The organism is Leptospira koniambonensis (genome assembly GCF_004769555.1).
Classification (GTDB): domain Bacteria; phylum Spirochaetota; class Leptospiria; order Leptospirales; family Leptospiraceae; genus Leptospira_B; species Leptospira_B koniambonensis.
Genome location: NZ_RQFY01000001.1, coordinates 653,458 through 678,801 on the forward strand (window position 1 = coordinate 653,458; position 25,344 = coordinate 678,801).

Consider the following 25,344-nt stretch of genomic DNA (forward strand, 5'->3'; position numbering starts at 1 on the left):
ATTACAAATAAGGGATTGATATCTTATGAGTTCTCCCCCCAAAAAACTACTCCCGAAAAGAGAACGGACCAGGCTCCAGATCCTGAAAGCTGCCCTCAAACTATTCGCAAGAAAAGACGCAGGAGAAGCATCAATCTCAGATGTGATTGCAGAAGCTGAAATCGCAAACGGAACCTTTTATAATCATTTCAAAACCAAAGAAGAACTTTTAGAAGCTTCTTCCTTATCTTTAATAGAATCTTTAGCATCCGAAGTGGAAACTCTTATGGGAGATATGGATGACCCTGCAGAAAGAATGGCGCTTGCAGGGATCTATTTTTTCAAAAAAGCCAGGATGGATTCGAATTGGGCCTGGGCACTGATCCGGATCGCAGCTGTAGCGCCAAGAATGAGTGATATGCTTTTAAGTTATCCATTGAGAGATCTGCAAAGAGGCGTAACATCAGGAAAATTCTCTATTGAATCTACTGAAACCGCACTAGGACTTTTTGTGGGTTCCCTACATTACGGGATCAGGAATATATTAGAAGGAAGAGCGAAAAATAGATTACACGATAGAGAGATGATGACTCTTGTACTCAGAAGTTATGGAGTAAAGGCCGAGACTGCAAAAAAACTTGCTTCCAAAGGTTTCGAAAGGGCCTGGAAAGAAGACTAACCTATTAAATTTTAGAATCTAGCTTAGAGATCGGCGGAAGATTAGAAGATAGAGACTGATAGATCTGTTCCGCAAGTCCCAAAGATGAATTCGCAGATAAATTCTTAGAATATTCGTCATAGAGCATATCTTCGAAAATTTCTTCCGCGTATCCACCGTCAATAAGCCCAGACTTATGAACTGTAGCCTTCATCTCTTTCAACATCATCTTAACAAACATGGATTCGAATTCACCGGAAGCATCGAATAACTTTTTGCGATATGGATCAGCAGAAATTTCCTCTTTAATATTATGAGGCATTCTCACTTCAGAAGAAGAAATTTTTCCAGATAGAGTATTATTAAACTCTTCTCTTAATTGATCAGGGAAACTTTGGCCAGGCTTTGCATTTTTTTCTTCACGCAAAAGTTTTTGGACTTCCGGTCTTTCAGTAAGATCCAATTTAGATCGATAGTCTTGTATTTTATCTATCATTATTGTATCTCCAGTTCTGCATGAAGAGCACCTGCTGACTTCAATGCTTCTAAAATTGCTATAATATCTTTTGTAGAAGCTCCTACTTTGTTCAATGCTTCCACCACATCAGAGACCTGAGTGGCCTCTTCTATTACGAAAGATTCTTTTGTAGGAGGTTTCTCTCCGCTCAGTCTCAAAGGTCTTCTGTTCTTATCTGCGACGGAAAGACTTAAGCCAGATCTTGCAACTGCAACTTCATCAATCGTGATGTTTCCACCCATCACGATCACCCCAGATCTTTCATTGATCACTACTTTCGCTCTTGGATTTGATTCTACAGTGATGTTTTCCAGATCAGAAAGAAGATTGAGTAAACCCGGAGACTTAGCAGAAAATCCAGCACCGACTTCAATCACGATCTCAGAAGGAGTTAACGCTTGAATAGATTCAGCTTTTAGTCCAAATTTTTCAGGGACAGTTTCTTTGATACGATTCACTACATTATTCATCAAAGAGAAGTCTTGGCTGTTCAATCGAATGACTACTCTTTGGTTAGAAAAGAAATCTTCTTTCAATTCAGTTTCTACAATTGCACCTGCGTGAACTATCCCTACTGTCTTTTTGGAAGCTCTTCCGAGTCCACCTGCGGTGTTTTCTTTTCCACCGAAAGAGATAACTCCACTTGCAACTGCATAAATTTTATCGTTCGCAGTTTTCAAAGGAGATTGAAGAAGAACTCCTCCTTCCAGAGACTTTGCATCTCCGATAGAAGAAACAGTCACGTCTAATCGATCACCTTTACGAGCGTAAGAAGGAATATTAGCAGTAATTAATACGGATGCTATGTTCTTAGTTTGTTCTGGCTTTAGATTTGCATCCACTCCCAAGTTCTTGAGGTAATTTTTCATACTCTCAGTAGTCATTGGAGTTTTAGAATCTCCAGTACCAGGAAGACCAACTACGATCCCATAACCAGTGATCTGATTATCTCTAATCCCTTCTATCTTAGCTAAATCCTTTAAACGAACTTCTGCGCTGGAAAGAGATAGGGAGAATATTATAAAAAGTAAAATTGCTCTTTTCATTTAGATTCTCCCAATAAACGATTCAACTGCTCCAGAATATATCTTTGTTTTTCTTCTTCCGAAAGCTCAGCTTTGACAGTTACTGTTCCATCAGGGTTATTGATCGTTTTTAAAGTAATAGGAGGTTGTAAATTTTTAGGTTCTATCCTACCAGTAAACTGGATCTGTAAATCAGCAATACGATCCGCATCCACAGAATTGTCTCTGGAAATAAACTCAGGGGATAATCTTCCAGTTAAAAGAACTTGAGAAGGTTCCCCATTATAAGTAGAAGAACGTTGTCCTTGTAAAGTTAAAAGACCGGTATTTGTATCAATCGCTGTTACTACGGCAGTCAAATTTCCTTTTAGCTTACCTAAAGATTTGATCTTACCTTTATTTTTACGAACGATTGTTCGATCCGTATTATAAGTAGGATTCTCAGGGATCACTTTTTTATCAGGAACAGCTTTGATAGTGATATTCTCATCTGCAGTTGACTCGATCTCGAACTCTGCCGTAAAACCTTCTTTCAATTTTACAAATATAGTAGTTCCCACTTTTAGATTTTGGCTTCTGGAGTAAGGATTTTTGTCCTGCCATTGAGAAAGATCCTGAGCAAAAAGTGCGATCATTCCGGATAAAAATAAAAGTGGAAGTATAAATTTCAAACTACGGATCATATCAATTCTCTAAAAGGACTGTGCCCTTCTCCACTACTCTTGCGGAAATTTTTCCTTCTTTGGAATGAGAAGAAACGTCTACGATCTCCCCAATATTACCGGAACTTAATGCTTTTGTCTTGGATTTTACTACGAGGTTCCCCTTGGTATAAACAAGGTTCACATCCCCGCCTCTTTGCACATCGAATAGAAATCTAAATTGTTTTTTGCGGAGAAGTTCCCCTGGAAGTAGATCCTTAAGTGCAGTGGAGCCAATATCCTTACCGGAAATTCCATCCGTAAAAGATTCTTCCATATAGACAGTTTTTTCTTCCAAATCTTCTGCCTGTAATTTTTGTCCCTTACGGATCTCTTTTTTGGCGAAAAGTGCGTTCGTTCTTCTTTCCAATTTAAATTTGATCCTTTGGGTATGGACTTTTCTATTCTCGAAATAAAAATCCAAAGAAGCAACAACTTGTCCTGGATGGATGACTTGAGGAAGACCTGCCCATTTCAATTCCACACCTTGGCTTGGAACAAATCTGTCTCCGCCCAAATAGGAAATTTTAAAATCCCCTTCTCTATCCTGAGGAAGTTTGGAAACTTCTTTTTTAAGGCTTTCTTCTAAGTCTTCCGGATCCAATTCAGAATCTAAAGGTAATACTAATGTTTCTTTTCCAGAAACTGGAGTTCCTGCCAAAACTTCTTTTAAACTTTCTGGACGGATCACTGTAGGTGCATTTAGATTTCTTAATACAACCTTATCTTTCATTCCGTCCGGAAGTTTTGCGATCTCAGACAGTAGGACTTCTTTCTTTTGGGTTATAAGTTTTCCGCGTAAATAAACCGCTTCCATTCCTTCTATCCTTCCTAAACCGGATACAAATAGTCCGGTCAAGATAGATAACGAAATGTAATAGCGGAAACTCATATTAATTAACGTTTCAGTCCGATTGCAGTAGATAACATGTTATCGGAAGTCTGGATGGCTTTAGAATTAGATTCATAAGCTCTTTGAGCCACGATCATATTCACCATCTCTTCTACGATTTTAACGTTAGACATCTCTAAGAATCCTTGCAGAACATTCCCAAAACCTTCCATACCAGGAGTTCCAGGAATTTCGGGACCGGAAGCAACAGTCTCTTGGAATAAGTTTTTACCGATCGCTTGGAGACCCGCAGGGTTCACGAAACGATAAAGTTCCACCTGACCGATCACAGTGGGACGGATATCCGCTCCAATCTTAACTGTAACTTCTCCCTGCTCTGAGATCATCAGAGTGTTTAGGATTGCTCCTTCTGGAAGAATAAGAGGCGGCTCCAACAAATACCCGTTAGATGTAACTACTTGTTGGTTAGAATCTATTTTATAAGAACCGTCACGAGTGAATGCAAAACTTCCGTCAGGCATTTGGATCTTGAAAAATCCCATCTCACTTGTGATCGCAAGGTCCAACTTGTTACCTGTTGCTTGGAAGGAACCGATCTCGAATAATTTCTGAGAAGCAGCTGCCCTCACCCCGTGACCCACATTCACACCTGTAGGAATTTCGCTCACGGAAGTAGCAGGAGTTCCTGCCAAAACCATATGTTGGTAAACTAAGTCCTCAAAATCCGCGCGGTTCTTTTTGAAACCGGTGGTATTCACGTTTGCCAAGTTGTTGGAAATAGTATCTATATGAAATTGCTGAGCGATCATTCCGGTCGCGGCAGTCCAAAGGGAACGCATCATTTGAGTTTATACCTCGATCCCTTAACCTATCGGCCAATCCCCAAAAATCCTCAGGGTAAATAAGGATTTTTGAGACAAAATACAGGTTTTTAGGAAGATGTAGGAACTACTTCAGATTCCGGAAAACAACACAGCGATTTGAATTTGTGCCCTTTTCGTTATTGGAAACATTCCAGCAATTGGCAAGTTTCGTGAACTTCTGATCGTTAATATATGTATTTTCCCAAACAAGGCCGGTGGATTCCGCACATTTGATCACATATTCGTCCAAGTTGAAGACTGTTTTACCTTTTCGAACTTCTCCTACTTCCATGACCACTGTTCCGCCGGGTTTTACTACTCTGGAAAGTTCTGCCAAGGTTCCTTGGATAAATTCACACCAACCTGCAAGAGTTGCGAATATACTTGGTTTCTGGTCCTTCTCCAGTTCAATATCTAGGAACCAATATCTAAGCCAATTATCCTCTTCATAATTTACCTTGTCCAAAAATGGAGGGCTTGTCACTACAAGATCAACTGAATCATCTTCGAGACCAAAAAGATCCAAGGAAGAATGATTTGTGTATTCGTTTCTGGAAGAAAATTCATGATAAAAAGGAGTAAGAGATTCTTTTAGATCCCTTCTCATCTTTTGTAGAATTCGAGGTTTGATCTCTCTATAATCAGGGATAACTCCTCTCTTCTCATTATTTCTTTTTTGAGCCAAAGTAGGAATGGAGATCTGAGGAAAACTATATACTGAAAAGAATCCATTACTATGGCCATGGAGCCTGGATAATGCGGTCAGACCCAAATATCTAAGTTCAGGAGAATCTGAATCAGCCAGGATCTTTTTCAGGTTCTTAATCTCTTTTAAAGTATCTTTATGATAAAAATGTAAAAGACCTTCGTCTTCTTTTTCTTCTTTGATCTTAGAATTCAGATTGAGAGAATCAAGCGCTCTTTCTAGTTTTTCGATAGAAGGAACAGTTTGTCTAGACTTCGCCAAAAATAAAGACATTGGACTGATATCATTATGGATGGCAGCATAACCTTCTAAATTTGCTTGGACCGCAGTGGTCCCTCTTCCTCCAAAAGGATCAAATACGATTCCTTTTCGATTCTCTAAATATTTTCCAATGAAGAAGGCAGGCAATTCAGGCTTGAACGAAGCTCTGTAACTAACAACGTAATGGATTGGATGAGCCTGTCTTTGTTTAGATGTCCAAAATTCACCGGTGAGTATCTTTCTTTCTTTTTTACGAACTGCGCCGCTCATCCGTTCCGCCTTTTCTTTTTTCTTATTTTCGGAAGAAGGAGCGATTTTCAGTTTTGCTTTTTATAATCTTGCCTGAGACATAAGAGCCTTTCGGCTCTTGAAGCCCGGGACAAGACACTTACTAGGCAACCTAAGTGTACCGAAACGGACTATAAGAACAGATTGGCGGAAGTGAGATCAGAAATACTTGTCTCCCTGCCGAATCCAAAAATCTTAGCATTCAGATCCAGAATTTTGGAGAAGTCCAAGCTCGGATTGATAAGAGAATGAAAACTGTATCCTCTCAACTGTACGAAGAATTTTTAAAAGAGAAAAAAACGAATCGAAGATTCGAACTCGCCGGGTTATATATAGGATATGGAGCTTATGTGGTAAGTCTTGGGATCGTTTTCTGGTTCAAAAGAGAAAATCCACTCTTCTCAGCCATGTTCTTCCTAGGATTATTTACAAGAGTCTCAAGCCTAATGATTGGAAGAGTGTTCTTAGTTCCTAAAGTTTTTTTACAACTTCTCTCCTCTAATGCCTCGGAAAGAGAAGAAGCCTGGGATACCATCCAAGCTCATAAAGACGAGATTATAGGAAGACTCGCCAGGAACATCTATGGTTGGAATGACGCAAGCGAACTTTATTCCATGGATAAGGAAGAATTAACCGAGTTTGTGAGAGAAAAGACGTCGACCAACTGGAGAAAGATCGGAAAAATTTTCCTGCTGTTCTATGTCCCACTTGCACTATTCGTTACTTATCTTACGATTTACGCCTGGTTCCTATGAGGGGAATATTATATTTTTCTTTTGCGGTATTTCTTCTTTCCTGCTCCGTAAAAACAGGAACTGAATCACTAGCCATACAAAAAGACGAACTCAATCTCTCCGACAGAAAAGTCTGCCTATTCCTTGCCGAAATGGAAGAAGGTACACTTTTAAAAGTGGGAGAAGACAACTGCAAAAAAACCTCTCCTTCTATGTATGTATTCCAACCAGTGCTTGCTCTGGCGGCATTGGAACTAGGAACATTAAAAGATCCTCATGGATATTTTCCTTGGGACAAAACCAAATTCCCCTATATCAGATGGCAGAAGGAACAGAATCTAAGGTCTTCTTTGGAAAATTCTACAGTTTGGTACTTCCAAAAGATATGGACTGATACAGGAACTACTAAACTTAAACCTTGGTTGTCTTCTGTTGGACTTCCTACATCGGTCCCATTTGAACCTTCTAAATCTTTTTGGATGGATGGAGGATATTCTTGGACCGCAGAGGAATTCTATTTATTCTTATGGAAACTATTCAATGGAGAGTTAGAGGTCAGAAAGAAGAATCTGAACTCAGTCTTAGAAGGCTTAGAAAGAAATCCAGGAGAGATCAAAAACCCAACAGGTACTCACAGATTAGATGGCCACTTTGGGAATTTCTCCGGTTTTTATTCTGATTCAGCAACAGGATACGCCCAAGGAAGATCAGTCTCTTGGTATTGGTTTTTTTGGAAAGGCCCAAAAAGATCTTATCTATTCTTATCTCGAATAGAAAGTGAATCCGAAACCTTATCTCCCTTAGAGGCTGCAAAGTTTGGTATGGAATATCTAAGAGAAAAAGGCTTTTGGGAAAAATATTTCTATTCATCAAACTAAGTATTATTCTTTTCTCATTCTTTCCATTTTTATAGTATGGAGGAACTCCAACATTCCGAGGGTTTCTGATTCTAAGAATGAAACGAAACGCGATTTTCTACATAACCCTATTAGTATTTTCTTTCGGAGCCTTCTTCTTTGTAGCGAATCAAGGCAAGTCATTAGAAATTGGTAAAGTTACTCGTGTCGAAGTTAACACTTCTACCTCGGTCGAGTCCACTGAAGATACGATAGATGTTTGGAAAAAAGCTGGGGCGAAACTTTGGAAGGGTTTTCATGAGCCTCTTCCACTTTTATTATTACAGATCGGAGTCGTAATAGCAGCCACTCGAGTAATGGGTAAACTTGCAGTTATTGTAAGACAACCCTTCGTAGTCGGAGAGATCCTCGCAGGTATATTATTAGGCCCATCCTTATTCGGGTTATTATTCCCAGAACAGTATCAATTCTTATTCCCCAAAGTTTCCTTAGGTTCACTACAATTACTAAGCCAGATCGGTTTAGTATTTTTCATGTTTGTAGTCGGAATGGAATTAGATCTAAAAATACTTAAAAACCAAGCAGATTCCGCGATACTTATCTCTCATACGAGTATCCTTCTTCCATTCTTACTAGGTGCGATCTTAGCCCTTTCTATTTATAAAACATTAGCTCCTCCGGAGGTAAGCTTTCTCTCCTTCTCCTTATTTATGGGAATAGGTATGAGTATCACTGCCTTTCCAGTACTTGCTCGAATCGTTCAGGAAAGAGGACTTACCAAGACAAAACTTGGGGGACTTGCACTTACTTGTGCAGCTTCTGATGATTTGACTGCTTGGTGTTTACTTGCAGTAGTGATCGCCCTTGTGCAAGCAGGCGGAATTCTTGCGGCTTTATTCACTATAGTTTTAGCAATAGTTTATGTTTTCATAATGTGGAAGATCGTTCAGCCTGCAATGCATAGAGCAGGAAGGATTTTTACAAACAGGGAAGCGTTCACTAAAATGGCTGTGGCTCTGTTTCTTCTCTTCCCTATCGCATCCGCTTGGATCACTGAATCAATCGGTATTCACGCATTGTTTGGAGCGTTTTTAGCTGGTGTTGTTATGCCAGACAAACCTAAACTTAGGACACTTCTTGCCGAAAAGGTAGAAGATTTAAGTACCGCAATCTTTCTTCCGTTATTCTTTGCGTTAACCGGGATCAGGACCCAAATCGGTCTATTAAACCAAGGTAATCTATGGTGGGATTTCCTAATGGTACTTATAGTTGCCATTTTAGGTAAATTCGCAGGAAGTACGATTGCTGCGAGAGCTTCCGGAAATAATTGGAAAGATTCTCTATCCTTGGGCGCACTCATGAACACCAGAGGGTTAATGGAATTAATCGTACTCAATATCGGTTACGATATTGGAGTATTATCCTCTGAGATTTTCTCTATGATGGTACTTATGGCATTGGTCACAACTTATATGACCGGACCAAGTTTGAATTTAATAGAGAGAATTTTCTCAGTAGTCAAAGCTAAAAGAGAAGAAGGTATATTACTCGCTTTTGCGTTACATTCCAGAGGTGTGGATCTATTAAGACTCGCTTCCGGCTTATTCCAAAGCGGAAACAAAACAAAAGAAGTAACAGCACTTCACCTCACTCCAGATTCTTGGATCTCAGGTAAAACCGCTCAAAAATATGAGAAAAAAAGTTTTGAACCTTTATTCAAACTTTCTAAAGAACTTGGGATCAAATTAAATACTTTATATAAGCCTTCTGACAACGTCACAAGAGATATACTAAAAACTATCCAATCGGGAAATTATAATATATTCCTAACTGGTGGAGCAAGATCCTTATTCAGCGACGATGTGCTTGGAGGAAAGATCAGAACACTCCTTTCTGAGTCTGCGACAAACGCAGGGATACTCGTCGCAGAAAAATTAAAAGAATTAGATAGTTTTATCTTAGCGGTTTACTCAGACAAAGATGTAAAACTATTAGGTTTTTCTCTCGCGATGGCAAAGAAGATAGGAGCTAAACTTTCCATCTGGGACCCAAGAGGTAAAGTTCCTCAATTCTCTCAAAAGGAAAGAAACCTTCTCAAAAAGGAAAAGATCATAATCCTAAAAGGAGAAAATCCTCAGGTGCTCTCAGAAGCAGACTTAGTGATCTGTGATCTGGAAACCTGGGAAGAAGAAACCGAATTTAGAAATTGGGAACTTTCAGACGGTTCAGGATTATTTTTAGTTCGTTATAAAGATTAAGAAAACTTAATTATCCGTCTGATTTTAAAAAATAGCCAACCCCGGGTTCAGTGATCAAAATTTCAGGATTACCCGGGTCCCTTTCTATTTTTTTACGGATCTGATTTACGTATACTCTCAGATAACCAGATTCTGTTATTTGGTTAGGACCCCAGAGCTCTTTTAATATTTGGGTTTGAGTTACTATCTTTCCTGGATAAGTGGCTAATAATTTCAGAAAAGAATATTCAGTCGGAGTCAGACGGACCTCTTTACCTTCTTTTAAAACTTTTCTGGTACCAAAATCCAATTCCAAAAGACCAATTCTTACTTTTACATCAGTCTTTTCAGGAGAAGAATGTCTCAATAACACTCTAATCCTTGCAAGTAACTCTCCAATCCCAAAAGGTTTGGTAAGATAATCATCCGCACCTCTATCTAACAAAAAGATCTTATCTTTCTCTGAATCTCTAACGCTTAAAACAAGTATTGGAATTTTAGAACCTGATTCTCTTATCTTTTTTAAAAATTCTTCTCCGCCTTTTTCTGGCAGGCCCAAATCCAAGATAATACTATCAGGACGAACCATATAAACTTTTGATAATGCATCGTCTACTGAAATTGCTTCTTCTACTTTATACCCTTCTTTTTCAAGGGCTACTCTGAGAAGCCGACGGATCTGGATCTCATCGTCTATGATCATTATGATTGGACTAGACAATCGAATCCTCCAAAGGAGGAAAAGTAAGCACTGGAATTCGTATTAAAAATCTGGCTCCACCCTCTTGTTTATTTTCCGCCCAGATCTTTCCACCTTGAGCTTCCACAAGTCCCTTGCAGATAGAAAGTCCAAGACCTGTTCCTTGCATAGAACCGGAAACTTTGGTGAACTTTTCAAAAATCCTATTTTCTTGTCCGGCAGGTATTCCAGGCCCATTATCTTCTACGGTTAACAAAAGATGATCCTTGGGAACACTCGCTCTTACTATAACTGTACTATTCTTTTCAGTATGTAAAAATGCATTTTGTAAAAGATGGATCAACACTTGGATCATCAATCTTCTATCCATTCGAACAAGAGGCATAGTTTCATCCGTTTGAACTGATAAAATATGTTCTCCCTTTTCATATTCTGCGATCCGAATTGTTTCATTTACTAAGTCTAGGGGATCTTCCCATTGTAGATCCAGCATCAATCTTCCAGACTCCAATCTGGACATATCCAAAAGATCTCCGACTAATCGATCCAATTTTTTATAAGCAATTCTGATCTCAGAGAATAATTCGGACTTCTCCTTATCATTCTTTCCATTACCTGTTTCTAATAGATCTAAAGAAGCACGGATAACAGTTAAGGGAGTCCTGAAATCATGACTAACAGAATTAAATAATGCAGAATAAAACTTTTCAGATTCTTCTACTAACTTTGCGTTTGCTCGGATCCCAAGTAATTGTATTCTTTCTAAGGATAAAGCAATTTGATTTAGCATAGAAAATAGAAGTGTCTCTTCTTCTAATTCCAAACTTTCCTTATTTTCTCTATCTAATCCAATAACTCCGAAACAACCTCCGGGAGTGAGTAACGGGAGATACAAACCCTTAGACATTGGAACCGTATCTGTATCTTTTCCAGATGATTTTCGATTTTGAAAAGTCCAGGCAGCCAGGGCGGACTCTTTCATATCCGGTTTAAAATTACTTTTAGGCTGAGGAGTGAGAGAAAGTAAAGAATCCTGATCTGAAAGTAAGATCAAAACAGAAGATTTAAATGTATTTTCTATCGTTTCCACAGCTACGGATGTAATTTCATCCAGGCTATGAGTCCGGGAAAGTGCAACAGAAAGTCTATAAAGACCGGAGAGAGCTTCTTCTCCAGTTTGTAATGCTTCTTCTCTATCTCTTAATCTTGTGGTCAAAACTCCTAAGACTAGAGCCAATACAAAATAAGTCCCAAACATCATCCAATCTTCTACTTTTTCAATATAGAATGTGAATTTAGGAGGAATGAATAAAAAGTTCCAGAAGATAGCACTCAAAGAAGCTGTGATTAAAACAGGGCCTCTTCCCGCAAATAGCGCCACAAACATTATAAAAAACAGATATATGAGGCCTATGGACCAATAACCTGCAAAAATATTTAATAAAAGATTAAAAGAAGTGATCCCAAGTAATGCCAGAAAAGCAAAAAAATACTGAATAGGTTTGGATCTAGTTCCTCTTGTAAAAAATCCGAATCGAATTTTAGGTTTTTCCTTAGAAATTTCAGTAGGAGCAAGAAGTATCTGAAAATCCCCAGGCTGCTCGCTCAATTTATCTATGAAGGAGCCACCTTTAAAAATCCTAGAAAGTTTAGATTTACCACTTCTGCCTATTACAACATGGGTTGCCTTGGCACGGTTGATTGCTCTTAAGATCCCAAGAACTGGATCTCGATCTGAAATATTTAATATCTCTGCACCTAACTCTCTTGCAAGACTTAAGTTTTCTCTTAAAAGTTCCTTTTCTTCCGGAGATAATACTTTGCCGTCATCCACATGCACTGCCACCCAATTACATTTTAATCCGAATGCAATTCGTTTTGCATAACGTATCAAATTAGCGGCTTGGGGAGAAGAAGATACTGCGACTAAAATTTTATCTGAAAGTTTGGAATCCTTAGTCGGCTCCAAACGAGAAAGCTCTCTATCCACGAGTTTCGAAGTAAAATTTAAAGAAAGTTCCCTAAGTGCAGTCAGATTCGGGATCTTAAAAAATGAATGAAGTGCCTGAGGAACTTTATCAGAAGGATATACTTTTCCCTCTTTCAAACGTTTGATCAAGTCATCTGGAACAAGATCGATCAATTCTACTTCATCAGCAATTTCTAAAATAGAATCAGGAACTCTTTCAGAAACGGGGGCTCCTGAAATTTCCTCCACTATACCTGCCCTACTTTCCAAATGTTGCACATTTAAAGTAGAATAAACGTTTATTCCTTGGTCCAAAATTTCCAGAACGTCTTGGTATCTTTTGGGATGTCTGGAACCTGGAACATTTGTATGAGCAAGTTCGTCTATTAATACAAGATCCGGCTTTTTCTCCAGAATTGTATCTAAGTCCATTTCTTCCAGATCAACTGATTTATACTTAAATTTTTTCCTCGGAATAATAGAAAGACCTTCTGCCTGAGCTTCTGTATCTTTTCTATTATGAGTTTCTAAATAACCGATCCATACATCAATTCCTTCCGACTTTGCTTTTTGAGCATCACGGAGCATTTCAAAAGTTTTACCTACACCTGCGGCCATACCAAAGAAAATTTTCAATTTTCCTCTGATCTTAGCCTCTTCTCCTCCGATCCGAGAAAGTAATTCGTCCGGATCCGGTCTATTTTCTTCAGCAGGTCTCACTCTATGTACTTTATTTTTTTAGAATCTTATTCTCTAAATAAACAGATCTCAATTTTAGATTCAATTTTAGAATATTCACCTTATGAGAACCGAACAGTCCCCATTCAGGAGATTCAATTGTCTCTTCTACCAATCGAACTAGTATATCCTCCGAAATTCCATTTGTTTTCGCCACCAATGGAATTTGATATTTCACAGCTTCTGGACCCAAATGAGGGTCTAATCCACTTCCTGAAGAATATAAAAGTTCAGAAGGCACAGGCTCAATCCCTCCTCTTGCAACCCAATAACTTCTTCTCTCCTCCACTTTTTTAGAAAGTTGAGCGCTAGTAGGCCCAAGATTAGAAGCACCAGAAGAAGAAGGATCATATCCAATTGCAGAAGGCCTGGAATGAAAATATTCTGGAGATTCAAAAGACTGAGCGAGTATCTCAGAACCGATCACCTTTCCATCTTCCTCTACCAAGGAGCCTGAACTCTCTTTTGGAAAAGAAAATTTAGCAAATCCATACACAAGAACAGGATAAAAGATCCCACATACAAAAGTCCAAAGCCCTAATTGTAAAACTGCTCTTATCATGCGAAAACTCCCTTAGTAAAACCCAAAATCAGATCGATTGTTTTAATCCCGAAAAATGGAAGTATGAGTCCACCAAAACCATAGATAAATACATTTCGAGCCAGAACCGAATCAGCACCTGCAGGCCTATAACTCACACCTTTAAGCGCGAGAGGGACCAAGAATACAAGGATTAGTGCATTAAAGATCACTGCACTTAAAACCGCAGATTCGGGACTTGCAAAACCTAGAATATTCAAAATAGATAAAGCACCAATTCCGCCGATTGGAAATAATCCTGCAAACATAGCAGGCAGGATCACAAAATATTTAGATACATCATTTGCTATACTGAAAGTAGTCAAAGACCCTCTTGTCATCAAAAGTTGTTTTCCTATCTCAACAATCTCTATCAATTTAGTGGGATTACTATCCAGATCTATCATATTCCCTGCTTCTCTTGCAGTTTGGGTTCCTGTATTCATCGCAACACCTACATCGGCCTGTGCTAAAGCGGGAGCGTCATTTGTCCCATCACCTATCATCGCTACAAGTTTTCCTCCGGACTGTTCTTCTCGGATACGTCTTAGTTTTGTTTCAGGAGTTGCCTCTGCGATAAAATCATCCACTCCTGCTTCCGCTGCAATTGCAGCCGCAGTCAAAGGATTATCTCCTGTGATCATCACAGTTCTAATCCCCATTTGCCTAAGCCTTGCAAATCGTTCTTTGATCCCGCCCTTTACGATATCTTTCAGATGAATGACGCCTAAAATTTCTCTTCCTTCTGAAACTACTAAAGGAGTTCCACCTTCTCTTGCGATCTCATCAACTATTGCGGAAATTTCCTTTGGATATTCTCCACCTAAACTTGTAATATGATTTCGAATAGATTCTGAGGCTCCCTTTCGGATCGAAGGTTTTGTTTTTCCTTCTGAGTCCGGATCAAAATCTACACCACTCATTTTACTTTTCGCAGTGAATGGAACAAATCGTCCTCCTAACTCAGACAGATTTCTTCCTCTTAAATCGAATTTTTCCTTTGCGAGTACTACGATAGATCTTCCTTCCGGCGTTTCGTCAGAAAGAGAAGCAAGTTGTGAAGCATCTGCGATTTTCTTTTCTGAAATTCCAGGAGCGGGAACGAACCTAGTAGCCATTCTATTTCCTAAGGTAATTGTTCCTGTCTTGTCCAATAATAGAACGTCAATATCTCCTGCTGCTTCTATTGCTCTACCTGATTTAGCAATTACGTTCCTTCTCATGAGTCTATCCATGCCGCTGATCCCAATCGCGGACAAAAGTCCGCCAATTGTTGTAGGTATTAAACACACCAAAAGACCAACTAACGCAGGAAAAGAGCCTGAAAGTCCTAAATTCCCACCACCTTCTTTTTGGCTATAGAATACTGCAGGCACAAGAGATGTGATCGCGACCAAGAATACCAATGATAATGCAGAAAGAAGAATGGAGAGTGCGATCTCATTCGGAGTCTTCTGTCTGGAAGCTCCTTCTACAAGAGAGATCATTTTATCTATAAAAGTTTTTCCTGGATCTGTCGTGATCTGAACTACAATCTTATCACTTAAAACTTTTGTGCCTCCGGTAACTGCAGATCTATCTCCTCCGGATTCTCTAATCACTGGTGCAGATTCTCCAGTAATCGCAGACTCATCTACAGAAGCTATACCTTCTACCACCTCTCCATCACCAGGAATTTGATCTCCCGCTTGGCAAACCACCCTGTCTCCAGTTCTTAACTCTGAAGAAGGAACTATGATAACAGAACTCCCGCTTAATTTGTTTGCCTTGGATTCTTTTCTATTTTTTTTCAAGGATTCCGCTTTTGCCTTTCCTCTACCTTCTGCCAGTGCTTCGGCAAAATTCGCAAATAGGACAGTCGCCCATAACCAAATTGAAATTTGTAGGCCAAAACTTAAATTTACAGGATGGAAAATAATATCATAAGAACTTAATATTGCCCCTATATATACTATGAACATTACAGGATTTTTCCATTGAACTCTCGGATCCAATTTTACAAAAGAATCCAAAATCGCCTTTAGCAAAGACTTCGGATCTTGGAAAAAAGAATTACTTTTATTTTTCATAATATTAAACCTTAAAATTTCGAACCTGAATGAAGTAGTATATGCTCACTTCCAGGTCCTAAAACCAAAACAGGCAAGAATGTTAGAGCTCCTACCAAGAAGATTACAGAAAGAAGAAGTAACACAAACAAAGGACTTTCCGTAGAAAAAGTACCTTCTCCTTTTGGAGCGATCTTTTTACCCAGTAGCGCTCCGCCGAGCCCCAGAGCAGGAATGATCACTGCAAATCTTCCCACTAACATACAAACTGAAAGAGTTATATTATAAAATGGAGTGTTTGCATTCAAACCTGCGAATGCAGATCCGTTATTCCCGGATGCAGAAGCAAATGCGTATAAAATTTCAGTCAGACCATGAGGCCCCAAATTTGTCCGAGACGAAAGAGCAGATTCATGAAGAAGTGAAAATGCAGTGAATAAAAGAATACAAAGCCCAGGAACCAAAACTCCAACAAGAGCGAGTTTAACTTCTTTTGCTTCTATTTTTTTTCCTAAATATTCAGGAGTCCTTCCTACCATAAGTCCTGCGATAAAAACAGTAAGGACCACATAGAATAACATTCCTATAAGCCCAACTCCTACACCTCCGAATACAACTTCGCCCAGAAGAATATTCCAAATAGCGAGTCCCCCGGCTAGAGGAGAAAAACTATCATGCATCGCATTCACTGAACCGTTAGATGCTGCTGTGGTTGCCATTCCCCAAAGAATACTTTGGGCGACTCCGAATCTTGTTTCTTTACCTTCCCAATTTCCGACAAAGTTACTTTCAGACCAAAGAGATAGAGAAAGACTTAAGATAAAAAGAAGAGTCATTCCAAGAAAAATTGATAAGCCTGCTTTCCAGGAACCAACCCATCTTCCATAAGCAAAAGGTAATGCTCCAGGAAGAAGTAAGATCAAAATACATTGGATCCAACTGGAAAAAACAGTAGGATTCTCAAATGGATGAGCTGAATTTACTCCAAAAAATCCTCCCCCATTCGTTCCTAACTGTTTGATAGCAATTTGAGAAGCAGCAGGCCCAAGCGGGATCTTTACAGACTGACCCTCTATTCCAATCGCAGTTACATATTGAGAAAAATCCATGACCACACCTTGAGAAACCAAAATGAATGCGACCAAGATTGAAATTGGTAAAAGAATATATAATATACTTCTGGTTAGATCAATATAGAAGTTACCGATCCCAGAGGATTCTCCTGGCTTAGAGTTCATTCCTCTTGCCATGGCAGCTAGTACTGCAATTCCAACTCCTGCGCTTACAAAATTCTGCACTCCTAAGAGTAACATTTGGCTTAAATAAGAGAGAGAAACTTCTCCAGAATAAGCCTGCCAGTTTGTGTTCGTCACAAAACTAACAGATGTATTCCATGCCAGTTCCCAAGGAACTCCTAACTTACTTTCCGGGTTTCCAGGAAGAAGATCCTGGAAATGTAAGCCTAATACAACTAAGCCCAGGCTTAAAAGAGTAAAAATCCCAATATCAAATAGATAAACTTTCCAATCCGAATTTTGATCTTCCTTTATTCCAGAAATCTTATAGTCCGCTTCAAAGCTACGGGCTTCAAGAGCGGGGACCTTTAGGGACAGGCTCTTATATAAGAAAGATTCGAATTTGGAAAGGAATGGTAATCGTCTGGAAACTTCTCCCTTGAGAACATCCGCTATATAAATTCCTAAAAAGGGAGAGAGAAGAAATAAAACTGCAAAATATAAAAAGAAGAAGATCGAGTCGTTTCCGTTCATTGGCATCTCCTAAAATTTTTCCGGTTTTAAAATGGAGAAGGAGAGATAACCACATAATGCGATGACTAAAACGATTAAAAATGTATAAGACAAGATTCCTCCCAGGCAGAAACATTCCGTCTATTCCAAAAACATAACCTGCTTTTCGGAATTCGTCAATGCGAACCTGCGTGAGAGGAGCCGAGATTAGCGTTAATTTTGCGTTAAGATCTAGGTGTAAAATTTCACTAAATCAGATACCTCTTCCCTAGGTGTATGAAACTTATTTAATGTGGAATCCGGTTTAGGATAACCCAAACTTAAACCGCAGACTATTTTTTCGGATTCAGCTAGACCCAATTCTTTTCGTACCACTTCAGGGAATGCAGATAATGCAGCCTGAGGAACAGTGCCAAGTCCATAACTTCTGGCAAGAAGCATAACTGTATTTAAAAAACAGCCTATGTCCAATGCGATATAAAAATTGAGTTCGAATTCAGTTGTGATAAACACTGCTGTAGGAGCTCCAAAAAACTCAAAGTTGCGGAGCATGAACTTATCTCTGGCTTCCTTATCCTTTCTTTCAATTCCAGCAGCGCCGTAGATCTTCATTCCAAGATCAAACATTCTACGCTTTGCATCGGAAGGAAAGCCTGTAGGCCAAATTGTATCAGGCACAGGAGTTTCGGATTGTTTTGCTCTTTCTTGTAGTAGTTCCGCCATTCTATCTCGTTTAGCGCCGCTCACTACGTGCACCTTCCAAGGTTGGCTATTTTTCCAACTTGGAGCTCTCAAAGATTTAGAGAATAATTCCTTTAATACAGAATCTTCCACAGGTTTTGAAAGGTAATCCCGGATGCTATGGCGGGTAAAGATCGCTTCTTCTACACTGGAAGCAATTCCTGAAATATCAATTGATTCGGTTTCTGAGGGTAAAGAAGACACACGACCTCCGATTTAGACTTGCATTTTAATTAATTTAGGTCTTTCTATACATAGAAGAACCGGACAGACAAGTCTGTCTGTTATTCGATCCCAGGAAAAAGAAAATGTCAACCAAAGAAAAAGGGGTAAAAGACAGGATTTTGGAAACAGCAGTCAGGCTTTTTCAAACCCAAGGTTATGGGAACACTGGGATCAATCAGATCATCCAAGAATCCCAGACCGCAAAGGCTAGCTTCTATGATTATTATCCTTCTAAAGACCTATTGGGAAAGGCATATATAGAGTTTTATGGGAAAGAACAACTTATCTTATTAGAAAAACTACAATCCAGATCGGAGAATGCCAGAGACTTTATACTAGCCTGGACACATATCTTAAGAAGACAGACTAGGAATAGCGAGTTCGCTGGTTGTCCTATGGCAAACACTGCTGCACAAATTGCATCCACTTCTCCTTCCATCTCTGAAGAAGTAAAAAAATTGGCCCTCAGAACTGTGGATTTTCTTTCTATTTATTTAAAAGAAAGACAGAAGAAGGGGCAAATCCCTAAGAATGCTGACACACAATCCTTAGCCAGAAAAATTTTTGCTAGTTACGAAGGAGTATTACAGATCTGGAAACTAACCGGAAAAATTTCCGCGTTAGACGATTTGCCAGAGATGGTAGATGCGATTATTAAAAGTTCAGGGAAGAAGTAAGCGGACCTGGCATTTCACCAGGTCCTGAAAGAGTGATTAGTTTTGGAAGTCAACAGTGACAGTTGGAGGTGTTCCAGCTCCAACGATGTAAAGTAGGAAATAATAAGATCCTGCTACTGTATTTTGATAGTTATATGGATCAGACCCAGAAACGTTAAATTTGACAGTTGTATTATTGTCAAATAGATCAGATTCAGCTAACGGACAGTCGGAAGCTTCATAAATAGTAGGTTGAGTTCCAGAGTAATTTGGATTATCAATCACATCCAATCCATGAAAAACAATAGTGTCACCACCTTGCACTCCAAGAGTTTCCACAATTGCAATCGGGTGATTTACAAATGGAATTGTTCCCCAGATAACTTCTACCCCACTAGCTCCACTAGTTACTCGAGTACGATTCACAGTTACAGCAGCCTTACCAGGGAAGTCAACTACGCAGTCTCCCCCACCGCTAAGAGCGCTTAATACTGCCAAATCATTCAGACCATCATCTTCTTTTTTACAATCAACGAAAGAGGCCGAGAGCAAAAGCACCAATAATAACCATATAGCTTTTTGTTTCATTTTAGGTTGTCTCCACAGAACAGTCGTTCCTTATACTCGTTTCCCAAGAACGGGTCTGAGTTTCAATCTCAATATTTAAGAAAATATAGAAATTGATATTAATTTCTGTCAATGTGGCTTGATATTTGGAAAAAAAGTCAGGTTTCCTGTACTTTTTTTTTAAGCGATGGAACCACCGCAAGAAGAGCCTGCTCCTGCTGTACATCCATAACAATGTTGGTGTAATAATATCTCTCTGGAATCAAGCACCGATTTATTAAATTCGGATATTTTGCTAACCTTACCTTCTATCTTCATATCCAACATCTGGTTAAAATCACAATCGTATAGGCTTCCGTCCCAACCAACACTTAACGTGTTTCGGCACATAACTCCTGCGGCGGCTACAGGATTAAAAGCGGTCACTAGTTTTTCCATATATGCTTCTAAATTTCCACTTTCAAGTAAGGACTCCAAAAAACGACTGATTGGCATATTAGAAAGAGCAAATAATGAATTAAATTCAACGTCGTGGACTTGTTTTAATTCTTTTTTGAAATCGTTCTCTAAAGTGGATTGCCCTCCTGCGAGAAAAGATCCTACAGGATTATAGACTAAATTTAATACTAAGTCAGAACCTGAGATACCATATCCAATAGAATTCAATTTTCTTAATGCTTCGATAGAACGATCGAATACACCTTCTCCCCTTTGAGCGTCTGTTCTTCTTTTTTGAAAATAAGGAAGACTGGAAACTACTTCAACTTTATGTTTTGCAAAAAATTCAGGAAGGTCTTTGTATTTTTCTCCGGCAAGAAGAATGGTAAGATTACAACGGATCATGATCTTCTTCCCGAGTTTGGAAGCTTCTTCTACGAACCATCTAAAATTAGGATTCATCTCAGGCGCACCACCTGTGATGTCCAAGGTAGTAACACCAGGTGTTGCTAATGCAACCAAACATTCCTGTAAGGTTTCTTTGCTCATGATCTCTCTGCGATCCGGACCGGCATCCACATGACAATGTTTGCAGGTCTGGTTGCAGAGTTTCCCTACATTCACTTGAAGTATATCCACCCCCGTCGGGCGCAAAGGATAGAGTCCCGCTTCTTTTAATTTTTCGGAAAAACTAGGCAGATTATTTTTTCCGGAAACTTCCGTAAGAATTTTTAATTGTTCTTTGGAAGAAGCGAGTTCGCTCCCTCTTGCTAATAGGGATTTCATACTTTAAAAACTTCTTATAAACCGAGTTCTTTAACTTTATTTAATGCTTGGACGCTATGAACTAGGCTTGCTCCTCCACGGATGGCTGCTCCAACATGGATTGCTTCCCAGATTTGTTCTTCGGTTACACCTTTTTCTACTGTGTCAGTAGTATAAGCGTCTATACAATAAGGACATTGTACTACATGCGATACTGCAAGAGCGATCAATGATTTTTCCTTAGCAGATAAGGCTCCATCTGCAAAAACTGCTCCGTAATAATCGAAAAACTTCTTTGCTAGATCTGGCTCGAATTCTCCGATATTTCCGAATTTTTTCAGATCTTCCGGTTTGTAATAAGTTGTTTCTTGAGCCACGAAAGGCCTCCGTCGTTTGATTTATTTTTTAATAGCGAACTGGATATTATTGCACTTCTCGCAAACTTCTTCCGGGATCCATCCCCATTGTATCAGAAATCCAAAAACAAAACAACCGGCACAGAATCCCAAAATAGATTCTAAACTTGCAAAAAGTACAAGAACTCCAAGCACAAGTTGGAAGGCGAATATCTGTCCGAAAAACAGAAGAGCAAATGCTGTCCCGCTGAAGATGACTCCTACAAATTGTGCAAATCTTTTAGGAGGGCCTGCCACTGTTTTGGAGCCAAGACCGAGTAACGGTACAATCCCATGTATCGCGAGTTTTGCAAATGGTGAAAACTTCGGTCCGTACAATACTCTGGCTGAAAATCCGTAGAAAAGTGCTCCCACCAACCAAAGCGATTGCGTAATTATTGCGGCCAAACTTAAGATGACAACCAGGCCCGCAACGGTCCTTGCTGCATATTCATTGACAGTGTCTGGAAAATTACCGATTCGAATCATTCTTTCTTGCCTAATGCCTTTTCGCCTAGTTAGACTAATCCTCTCGGAAATACAAGAATATTTTCGTTATATTGGACAAAATGGTTAATATATTCATACGATACACAAATAATTACCGGGGTTTTGTAGTAACTTCGACAGTTTTACTCCTCTGGGCCCTTCCCCTCGCCTTCTTCCCATTATTCTTCGGAAGAAGTGATATTTGGTTACTCTGCGGAGCATTCTTTCTTAGCCTAAGTGTCTATCTCATATTTCTAAAATTCTTTTCAGTAGGAAGAGAGAAGTTCGGCATCTGGGCGGGGATCTTACTTAGGATCTGGTTCTTATTCACTCCAGTATTTTTGTCGGAAGATACATTTCGTTTTTTATGGGACGGGCTTTTGGTCTCAGAAGGTTTATCACCTTATTCTGAACTTCCAACACATATAAGTTTAGGATTTAATCAAAACTTGGAGAAGGAACTGATCTCCAAGATGAATTCTCCCAATTATTATTCAGTATATCCCCCTATATTACAATTTTTATTTATAATTCCTGTATTCTTCTTAAAAAAAGGAATTTCTGTCTTCTGGGCGATCTCCATCTGGAAAGGAATTTTAATTTTATTTGAATTAGGAATTCTTTATATATTTTCAAAAAGAAAAAAAGAAGAAGGTTCCGGGAATTTTCTGAAATACTGGCTCCATCCTCTCGTCCTTTGGGAAGGAATTGGGAACGGTCATCCGGAGCCAATTCTATTCTTCTTTCTATTTTTAGGAATACTCTCTTGGGAAAAAGGAAAAGTCCTGAGAGGATCTATACTTTACCTCGCTTCCATTCTAACAAAAATACTTCCTTTATTAGCACTCCCCTTTTTATTTTTTTATTGGTGTAGAAGGTCCACTACTCGTAATATTCTACTCTTCTTCGGCACTAGCTTTCTGATTTTCGGGTCTGCACTTATTTGGTTTTTATTTTCAGAAGCAGGAGAAAAAATTTTAGAAGAACATTGGAGAAAAGGAATAGGGGTATATTTTACATTATTCGAATTCCACGGAGGATTTTATTATCTTCTGAAAAACCTAATCAAGCTTACTTGGTATCCCTATTCCACAGGGATTCTATTAGCTATCTTAAGTATATTCACTATTTGTTTTTATTCTTTTAGAATTTCGAAAATCGAAACAGAAAATAAGACAGTTTTTCTTCTGACTGTATGGATCCATTTATGTGGAATTTATTATTTGTTCTCTAGCACTGTTCATCCTTGGTATTTTCTTCCAATTTTAGCAGCTTCCGTTTTTACAAAAACGATTTGGCCCTTGGCCGCATCGGGTATTTGGATTTTATCTTATTCTACTTATTCTTCTGCTCCATTTTATGACAGGGATTGGGTCCTGGTCCTGGAATATTCGATTGTGCTCGGGGCTTTTCTCTTTGAAAATTTTCTCTTGCTTAAAGAAAGAAGGAGATGAACATACTTCGAAAATTCTCCCCTTCTTAGGAATCATTCATGTTATCCAGACATTTCGAAACATTATCAAATACCTTGGAAAAAGAGATCCTTGCAAGTGAGCAGATCCGAAGTAAGATCCTTTTGGCAGCATTCGCATTTGCTGGAATTTCCTGGACTGTCCTTTTCTTATTCTTAAAAGAAGAATTCAATCAAAGTACTGGGATAGATTTTCCTTTCGAAGTATTAATTGGCGCACTTACATTTGGGACGGTTTACGAATTCGGATTTCTAAAATTACTGAACTATCTTAAAAAAAGAGAATTCAAACTTCCTCTTCTACCCAGATTCGGGAACGCGCTGATAGAAACCTCTCTACCGGGGATCATATTATTTATTTTGATCCAAAAACATTCCCATCCGGTTGTTCCTTCTAATTCTCCTATCTCGAATTTATATTTCATTTTTATAATACTTTCAGTATTGAGGATGGAGTTTGGGCTTTCTTTCTTTACTGGAGCGATAGCAGCGGCCCAATATTTGATCACTGGTTTATTTTTTGTTCCAGACTCTCCTTTAGATGGAGAATCTGCTTATAGCTTCTTCTATTCTAAAGTTCCTACATACATGCGTTCTGGATTATTTTTAGCTTCAGGGATCGTGGCAGGACTCGTGGGACTCCGACTTAAGAAAATCCTTAAAAACTCAATAGAACGTTTAGAAGAACGAAATGAAATTTTAGGAATGTTCGGACAATATGTTTCTCCTTCTGTAGTGGATAAACTGATGAGCCAAAAAGCAGACACCGCATCCGAAAACAAAGATGTATGTGTAATGTTTTTGGATATCCGCAATTTTACAAAATTTTCAGAAGATAAAAGCCCTTCTGAAGTAATCTCTTACTTGAATACCCTATTCGAAGATATGATAGAGATCGTAAATAAACATAATGGTATCATAAATAAGTTTTTGGGAGATGGGTTTATGGCAGTATTTGGCGCCCCACTTTCAGATAATGGAAAAGATGCAAAGAATGCAGTTTCTGCCGCGCTGGAAATTCAGAAAAAAGTAATGGAGATGAATGTCTCCGGTAAGATCCCTGAAACTAAAATTGGTATAGGTTTACATTTTGGAGAAGCAATGACAGGAAGTGTAGGTTCTTCTCAAAGAAAAGAATACACGATCATCGGTGATACAGTCAATCTTGCCTCCAGAGTGGAACAATTGAATAAAGACTTCGGAAGTGAAATTTTAGCTACAGATACAGTTTACGAACATGTAAAACATTTCTTAGAAGCAGAGTCACTTCCCCCAGTAAAAGTAAAAGGAAGAGAAAAAGAAGTTCTTATCTATAAATTAACCTAATGCAAACTTCAGAATCACATTACAAAAACTTTTTAGCCGAAAAATATTCCTGGATGTTGGGAGATCTTTCTTCCAAGGAAAAGGAACAATTGGATGTATTCAGATCTTTTGAGATTTCTCCCAAAAGAAATGGAGTCGCCTGGGATTTAGGAGCAGGAAGCGGAATACAATCCATTCCTTTAGAAGAATTAGGATTTCAAGTTTTAGCGATAGACTTTAGCGATAAATTATTATCTGAGATCAAACTTAGAAAACCGGACACAAAGATTAGGACAAAAGTCGCTGATATCAGATCCAGAGACTTATACCAAGGAGTTTCTCCGGAAGTCCTTTTATGTATGGGAGATACGATCACTCATCTGGAATCAGAAAAAGATTGGGATACTACAGTAAGTCTTTGGTCTAGTTTTCTTTCTACTGGAAGTAAATTAATTTTAGGTTATAGAGATCTAAGTTATGGAAAGCCTGGAGACAAAAGTATTTTTGTAGTCCGTTCAGAAGAATCTCAAATTTTCACCTGCCAATTACAATTCGCTCAGGATAAAGTTGATATTACAGATATATTTCATGAGAAAACTGGTAAAGGTTGGGCTGTTTCTTCCAGTTCGTATAACAAACTTATACTTCCAATTGATGATCTGATCAAAACTATATCTCAGAAAAATTTCGAACTGAAAAGAAAGGATGAGAAAAACGGGATGAAGTTTTTACTTTTCGAAAAGCTTTGATTAGACCCTTCACATTCAGATCCGTTCCTTTTTAGAGTTATATTTAAGAGATCCTTTTTCCCAAAAACCATTCGACAAGTC

At 38.8% G+C, this 25,344-nt stretch carries 25 protein-coding genes; 8 read left to right on the forward strand and 17 right to left on the reverse strand.

Going from position 1 to position 25,344, the window contains the following annotated elements; translation table 11 throughout:
• Positions 1-25: 25 nt before the first annotated feature.
• Positions 26-658 carry a TetR/AcrR family transcriptional regulator gene (locus EHQ52_RS02910; RefSeq protein ID WP_135613778.1) on the forward strand — a complete coding sequence of 211 codons (633 nt, stop codon included), beginning with the start codon at positions 26-28 and terminating at the stop codon, positions 656-658.
• 4 nt (positions 659-662) lie between these two features.
• On the opposite strand, the gene EHQ52_RS02915 is transcribed toward EHQ52_RS02910, so the two are convergent.
• The 6 genes from EHQ52_RS02915 to EHQ52_RS02940 form a co-directional block, all read right to left on the reverse strand.
• The gene (locus EHQ52_RS02915; RefSeq protein ID WP_208653448.1) at positions 663-1,136 is read right to left on the reverse strand and encodes a rod-binding protein; all 474 of its coding nucleotides are present in this window, start codon (positions 1,134-1,136) and stop codon (positions 663-665) included.
• Positions 1,133-2,200 carry a flagellar basal body P-ring protein FlgI gene (locus EHQ52_RS02920; protein WP_135613780.1) on the reverse strand — a complete coding sequence of 356 codons (1,068 nt, stop codon included), beginning with the start codon at positions 2,198-2,200 and terminating at the stop codon, positions 1,133-1,135. The genes EHQ52_RS02915 and EHQ52_RS02920 overlap by 4 nt, the downstream gene beginning before the upstream one ends.
• The gene (locus EHQ52_RS02925; protein WP_135613781.1) at positions 2,197-2,862 is read right to left on the reverse strand and encodes a flagellar basal body L-ring protein FlgH; all 666 of its coding nucleotides are present in this window, start codon (positions 2,860-2,862) and stop codon (positions 2,197-2,199) included. The genes EHQ52_RS02920 and EHQ52_RS02925 overlap by 4 nt, the downstream gene beginning before the upstream one ends.
• A gap of 1 nt (position 2,863) precedes the next feature.
• A complete protein-coding gene (flgA, locus tag EHQ52_RS02930; protein ID WP_135613782.1) occupies positions 2,864-3,772 on the reverse strand; it encodes a flagellar basal body P-ring formation chaperone FlgA in 909 nt (302 codons plus the stop codon).
• Between the two features lie 5 nt (positions 3,773-3,777).
• Complete coding sequence (flgG, locus tag EHQ52_RS02935; protein WP_008590869.1) at positions 3,778-4,575, reverse strand: flagellar basal-body rod protein FlgG; 798 nt, start codon at positions 4,573-4,575, stop codon at positions 3,778-3,780.
• 106 nt (positions 4,576-4,681) lie between these two features.
• Positions 4,682-5,833: a DNA methyltransferase gene (locus EHQ52_RS02940; protein ID WP_208653439.1), complete on the reverse strand. Its 1,152-nt coding sequence runs from the start codon at positions 5,831-5,833 to the stop codon at positions 4,682-4,684.
• 266 nt (positions 5,834-6,099) lie between these two features.
• Between EHQ52_RS02940 and EHQ52_RS02945 the strand changes: the two genes are divergently transcribed.
• The 3 genes from EHQ52_RS02945 (at position 6,100) to EHQ52_RS02955 (ending at position 9,700) form a co-directional block, all read left to right on the forward strand.
• A complete protein-coding gene (locus tag EHQ52_RS02945) occupies positions 6,100-6,606 on the forward strand; it encodes a hypothetical protein (protein WP_135613783.1) in 507 nt (168 codons plus the stop codon).
• Positions 6,603-7,463 carry a penicillin-binding transpeptidase domain-containing protein gene (locus EHQ52_RS02950; protein ID WP_135613784.1) on the forward strand — a complete coding sequence of 287 codons (861 nt, stop codon included), beginning with the start codon at positions 6,603-6,605 and terminating at the stop codon, positions 7,461-7,463. The genes EHQ52_RS02945 and EHQ52_RS02950 overlap by 4 nt, the downstream gene beginning before the upstream one ends.
• 77 nt (positions 7,464-7,540) lie before the next feature.
• Positions 7,541-9,700 carry a cation:proton antiporter domain-containing protein gene (locus tag EHQ52_RS02955; RefSeq protein ID WP_135613785.1) on the forward strand — a complete coding sequence of 720 codons (2,160 nt, stop codon included), beginning with the start codon at positions 7,541-7,543 and terminating at the stop codon, positions 9,698-9,700.
• Positions 9,701-9,710: 10 nt separating this feature from the next.
• On the opposite strand, the gene EHQ52_RS02960 is transcribed toward EHQ52_RS02955, so the two are convergent.
• The 7 genes from EHQ52_RS02960 to EHQ52_RS02990 form a co-directional block, all read right to left on the reverse strand.
• Entirely contained in the window at positions 9,711-10,382 is a 672-nt protein-coding gene (locus EHQ52_RS02960; protein WP_135613970.1) for a response regulator, read from the reverse strand.
• A gap of 10 nt (positions 10,383-10,392) precedes the next feature.
• Entirely contained in the window at positions 10,393-13,068 is a 2,676-nt protein-coding gene (locus EHQ52_RS02965) for a sensor histidine kinase (RefSeq protein WP_135613786.1), read from the reverse strand.
• A 10-nt stretch (positions 13,069-13,078) separates the two neighbouring features.
• The gene (kdpC, locus tag EHQ52_RS02970; RefSeq protein WP_135613787.1) at positions 13,079-13,648 is read right to left on the reverse strand and encodes a potassium-transporting ATPase subunit KdpC; all 570 of its coding nucleotides are present in this window, start codon (positions 13,646-13,648) and stop codon (positions 13,079-13,081) included.
• Positions 13,645-15,735, reverse strand: a complete 2,091-nt coding sequence (kdpB, locus tag EHQ52_RS02975; RefSeq protein ID WP_135613788.1) for a potassium-transporting ATPase subunit KdpB — start codon at positions 15,733-15,735, stop codon at positions 13,645-13,647. Before kdpB ends, kdpC begins: the two co-directional genes overlap by 4 nt.
• 11 nt (positions 15,736-15,746) lie before the next feature.
• Positions 15,747-17,483 (reverse strand): potassium-transporting ATPase subunit KdpA, encoded by a 1,737-nt coding sequence (gene kdpA / locus EHQ52_RS02980; protein WP_135613789.1) that lies wholly within the window; start codon positions 17,481-17,483, stop codon positions 15,747-15,749.
• A gap of 9 nt (positions 17,484-17,492) precedes the next feature.
• Positions 17,493-17,576, reverse strand: a complete 84-nt coding sequence (gene kdpF / locus EHQ52_RS02985; protein WP_008590037.1) for a K(+)-transporting ATPase subunit F — start codon at positions 17,574-17,576, stop codon at positions 17,493-17,495.
• Between the two features lie 117 nt (positions 17,577-17,693).
• Positions 17,694-18,407 (reverse strand): nitroreductase, encoded by a 714-nt coding sequence (locus EHQ52_RS02990; RefSeq protein WP_135613790.1) that lies wholly within the window; start codon positions 18,405-18,407, stop codon positions 17,694-17,696.
• A gap of 104 nt (positions 18,408-18,511) precedes the next feature.
• Between EHQ52_RS02990 and EHQ52_RS02995 the strand changes: the two genes are divergently transcribed.
• Positions 18,512-19,105, forward strand: a complete 594-nt coding sequence (locus EHQ52_RS02995; protein ID WP_135613791.1) for a TetR/AcrR family transcriptional regulator — start codon at positions 18,512-18,514, stop codon at positions 19,103-19,105.
• Between the two features lie 36 nt (positions 19,106-19,141).
• Here the strand turns inward: EHQ52_RS02995 and EHQ52_RS03000 are convergent, their stop codons facing one another.
• The 4 genes from EHQ52_RS03000 to EHQ52_RS03015 all read right to left on the reverse strand — a co-directional run bounded on the left by EHQ52_RS03000 (position 19,142) and on the right by EHQ52_RS03015 (position 21,738).
• Complete coding sequence (locus EHQ52_RS03000; protein ID WP_244244772.1) at positions 19,142-19,642, reverse strand: LIC20153 family lipoprotein; 501 nt, start codon at positions 19,640-19,642, stop codon at positions 19,142-19,144.
• A 189-nt stretch (positions 19,643-19,831) separates the two neighbouring features.
• Entirely contained in the window at positions 19,832-20,875 is a 1,044-nt protein-coding gene (arsS, locus tag EHQ52_RS03005) for an arsenosugar biosynthesis radical SAM (seleno)protein ArsS (protein ID WP_135613793.1), read from the reverse strand.
• 14 nt (positions 20,876-20,889) lie between these two features.
• On the reverse strand, positions 20,890-21,231 hold the full coding sequence (locus EHQ52_RS03010; protein ID WP_135613794.1) for an arsenosugar biosynthesis-associated peroxidase-like protein: 342 nt from the start codon (positions 21,229-21,231) through the stop codon (positions 20,890-20,892).
• A 21-nt stretch (positions 21,232-21,252) separates the two neighbouring features.
• Positions 21,253-21,738, reverse strand: coding sequence for a DUF4395 domain-containing protein (locus EHQ52_RS03015; protein WP_135613795.1), 486 nt, complete (start codon positions 21,736-21,738; stop codon positions 21,253-21,255).
• Between the two features lie 80 nt (positions 21,739-21,818).
• Here EHQ52_RS03015 and EHQ52_RS03020 point away from each other — a divergent pair, with 80 nt between their 5' ends.
• From EHQ52_RS03020 to EHQ52_RS03030, 3 genes are read left to right on the forward strand one after another with little or no spacing between them, the layout of a single operon-like run.
• Positions 21,819-23,192: an MptA/MptB family glycosyltransferase gene (locus tag EHQ52_RS03020; RefSeq protein ID WP_135613796.1), complete on the forward strand. Its 1,374-nt coding sequence runs from the start codon at positions 21,819-21,821 to the stop codon at positions 23,190-23,192.
• A gap of 38 nt (positions 23,193-23,230) precedes the next feature.
• Positions 23,231-24,535 carry an adenylate/guanylate cyclase domain-containing protein gene (locus EHQ52_RS03025; protein ID WP_135613797.1) on the forward strand — a complete coding sequence of 435 codons (1,305 nt, stop codon included), beginning with the start codon at positions 23,231-23,233 and terminating at the stop codon, positions 24,533-24,535.
• On the forward strand, positions 24,535-25,263 hold the full coding sequence (locus tag EHQ52_RS03030) for a class I SAM-dependent methyltransferase (RefSeq protein ID WP_135613798.1): 729 nt from the start codon (positions 24,535-24,537) through the stop codon (positions 25,261-25,263). Before EHQ52_RS03025 ends, EHQ52_RS03030 begins: the two co-directional genes overlap by 1 nt.
• Positions 25,264-25,344: the final 81 nt, after the last annotated feature.

What these genes read in the sequence shown, in the direction of transcription:
- EHQ52_RS02910 (WP_135613778.1), top strand. Translation starts at nt 26, where the DNA reads ATGAGTTCTCCCCCCAAAAAACTACTCCCGAAAAGAGAACGGACCAGG.
- EHQ52_RS02920 (WP_135613780.1), bottom strand. Translation starts at nt 2,200, where the DNA reads ATGAAAAGAGCAATTTTACTTTTTATAATATTCTCCCTATCTCTTTCC.
- EHQ52_RS02925 (WP_135613781.1), bottom strand. Translation starts at nt 2,862, where the DNA reads ATGATCCGTAGTTTGAAATTTATACTTCCACTTTTATTTTTATCCGGA.
- flgA (WP_135613782.1), bottom strand. Translation starts at nt 3,772, where the DNA reads ATGAGTTTCCGCTATTACATTTCGTTATCTATCTTGACCGGACTATTT.
- flgG (WP_008590869.1), bottom strand. Translation starts at nt 4,575, where the DNA reads ATGATGCGTTCCCTTTGGACTGCCGCGACCGGAATGATCGCTCAGCAA.
- EHQ52_RS02940 (WP_208653439.1), bottom strand. Translation starts at nt 5,833, where the DNA reads ATGAGCGGCGCAGTTCGTAAAAAAGAAAGAAAGATACTCACCGGTGAA.
- EHQ52_RS02945 (WP_135613783.1), top strand. Translation starts at nt 6,100, where the DNA reads ATGAAAACTGTATCCTCTCAACTGTACGAAGAATTTTTAAAAGAGAAA.
- EHQ52_RS02950 (WP_135613784.1), top strand. Translation starts at nt 6,603, where the DNA reads ATGAGGGGAATATTATATTTTTCTTTTGCGGTATTTCTTCTTTCCTGC.
- EHQ52_RS02955 (WP_135613785.1), top strand. Translation starts at nt 7,541, where the DNA reads ATGAAACGAAACGCGATTTTCTACATAACCCTATTAGTATTTTCTTTC.
- EHQ52_RS02960 (WP_135613970.1), bottom strand. Translation starts at nt 10,382, where the DNA reads ATGATCATAGACGATGAGATCCAGATCCGTCGGCTTCTCAGAGTAGCC.
- kdpC (WP_135613787.1), bottom strand. Translation starts at nt 13,648, where the DNA reads ATGATAAGAGCAGTTTTACAATTAGGGCTTTGGACTTTTGTATGTGGG.
- kdpB (WP_135613788.1), bottom strand. Translation starts at nt 15,735, where the DNA reads ATGAAAAATAAAAGTAATTCTTTTTTCCAAGATCCGAAGTCTTTGCTA.
- kdpA (WP_135613789.1), bottom strand. Translation starts at nt 17,483, where the DNA reads ATGAACGGAAACGACTCGATCTTCTTCTTTTTATATTTTGCAGTTTTA.
- EHQ52_RS02995 (WP_135613791.1), top strand. Translation starts at nt 18,512, where the DNA reads ATGTCAACCAAAGAAAAAGGGGTAAAAGACAGGATTTTGGAAACAGCA.
- arsS (WP_135613793.1), bottom strand. Translation starts at nt 20,875, where the DNA reads ATGAAATCCCTATTAGCAAGAGGGAGCGAACTCGCTTCTTCCAAAGAA.
- EHQ52_RS03015 (WP_135613795.1), bottom strand. Translation starts at nt 21,738, where the DNA reads ATGATTCGAATCGGTAATTTTCCAGACACTGTCAATGAATATGCAGCA.
- EHQ52_RS03020 (WP_135613796.1), top strand. Translation starts at nt 21,819, where the DNA reads ATGGTTAATATATTCATACGATACACAAATAATTACCGGGGTTTTGTA.
- EHQ52_RS03025 (WP_135613797.1), top strand. Translation starts at nt 23,231, where the DNA reads ATGTTATCCAGACATTTCGAAACATTATCAAATACCTTGGAAAAAGAG.
- EHQ52_RS03030 (WP_135613798.1), top strand. Translation starts at nt 24,535, where the DNA reads ATGCAAACTTCAGAATCACATTACAAAAACTTTTTAGCCGAAAAATAT.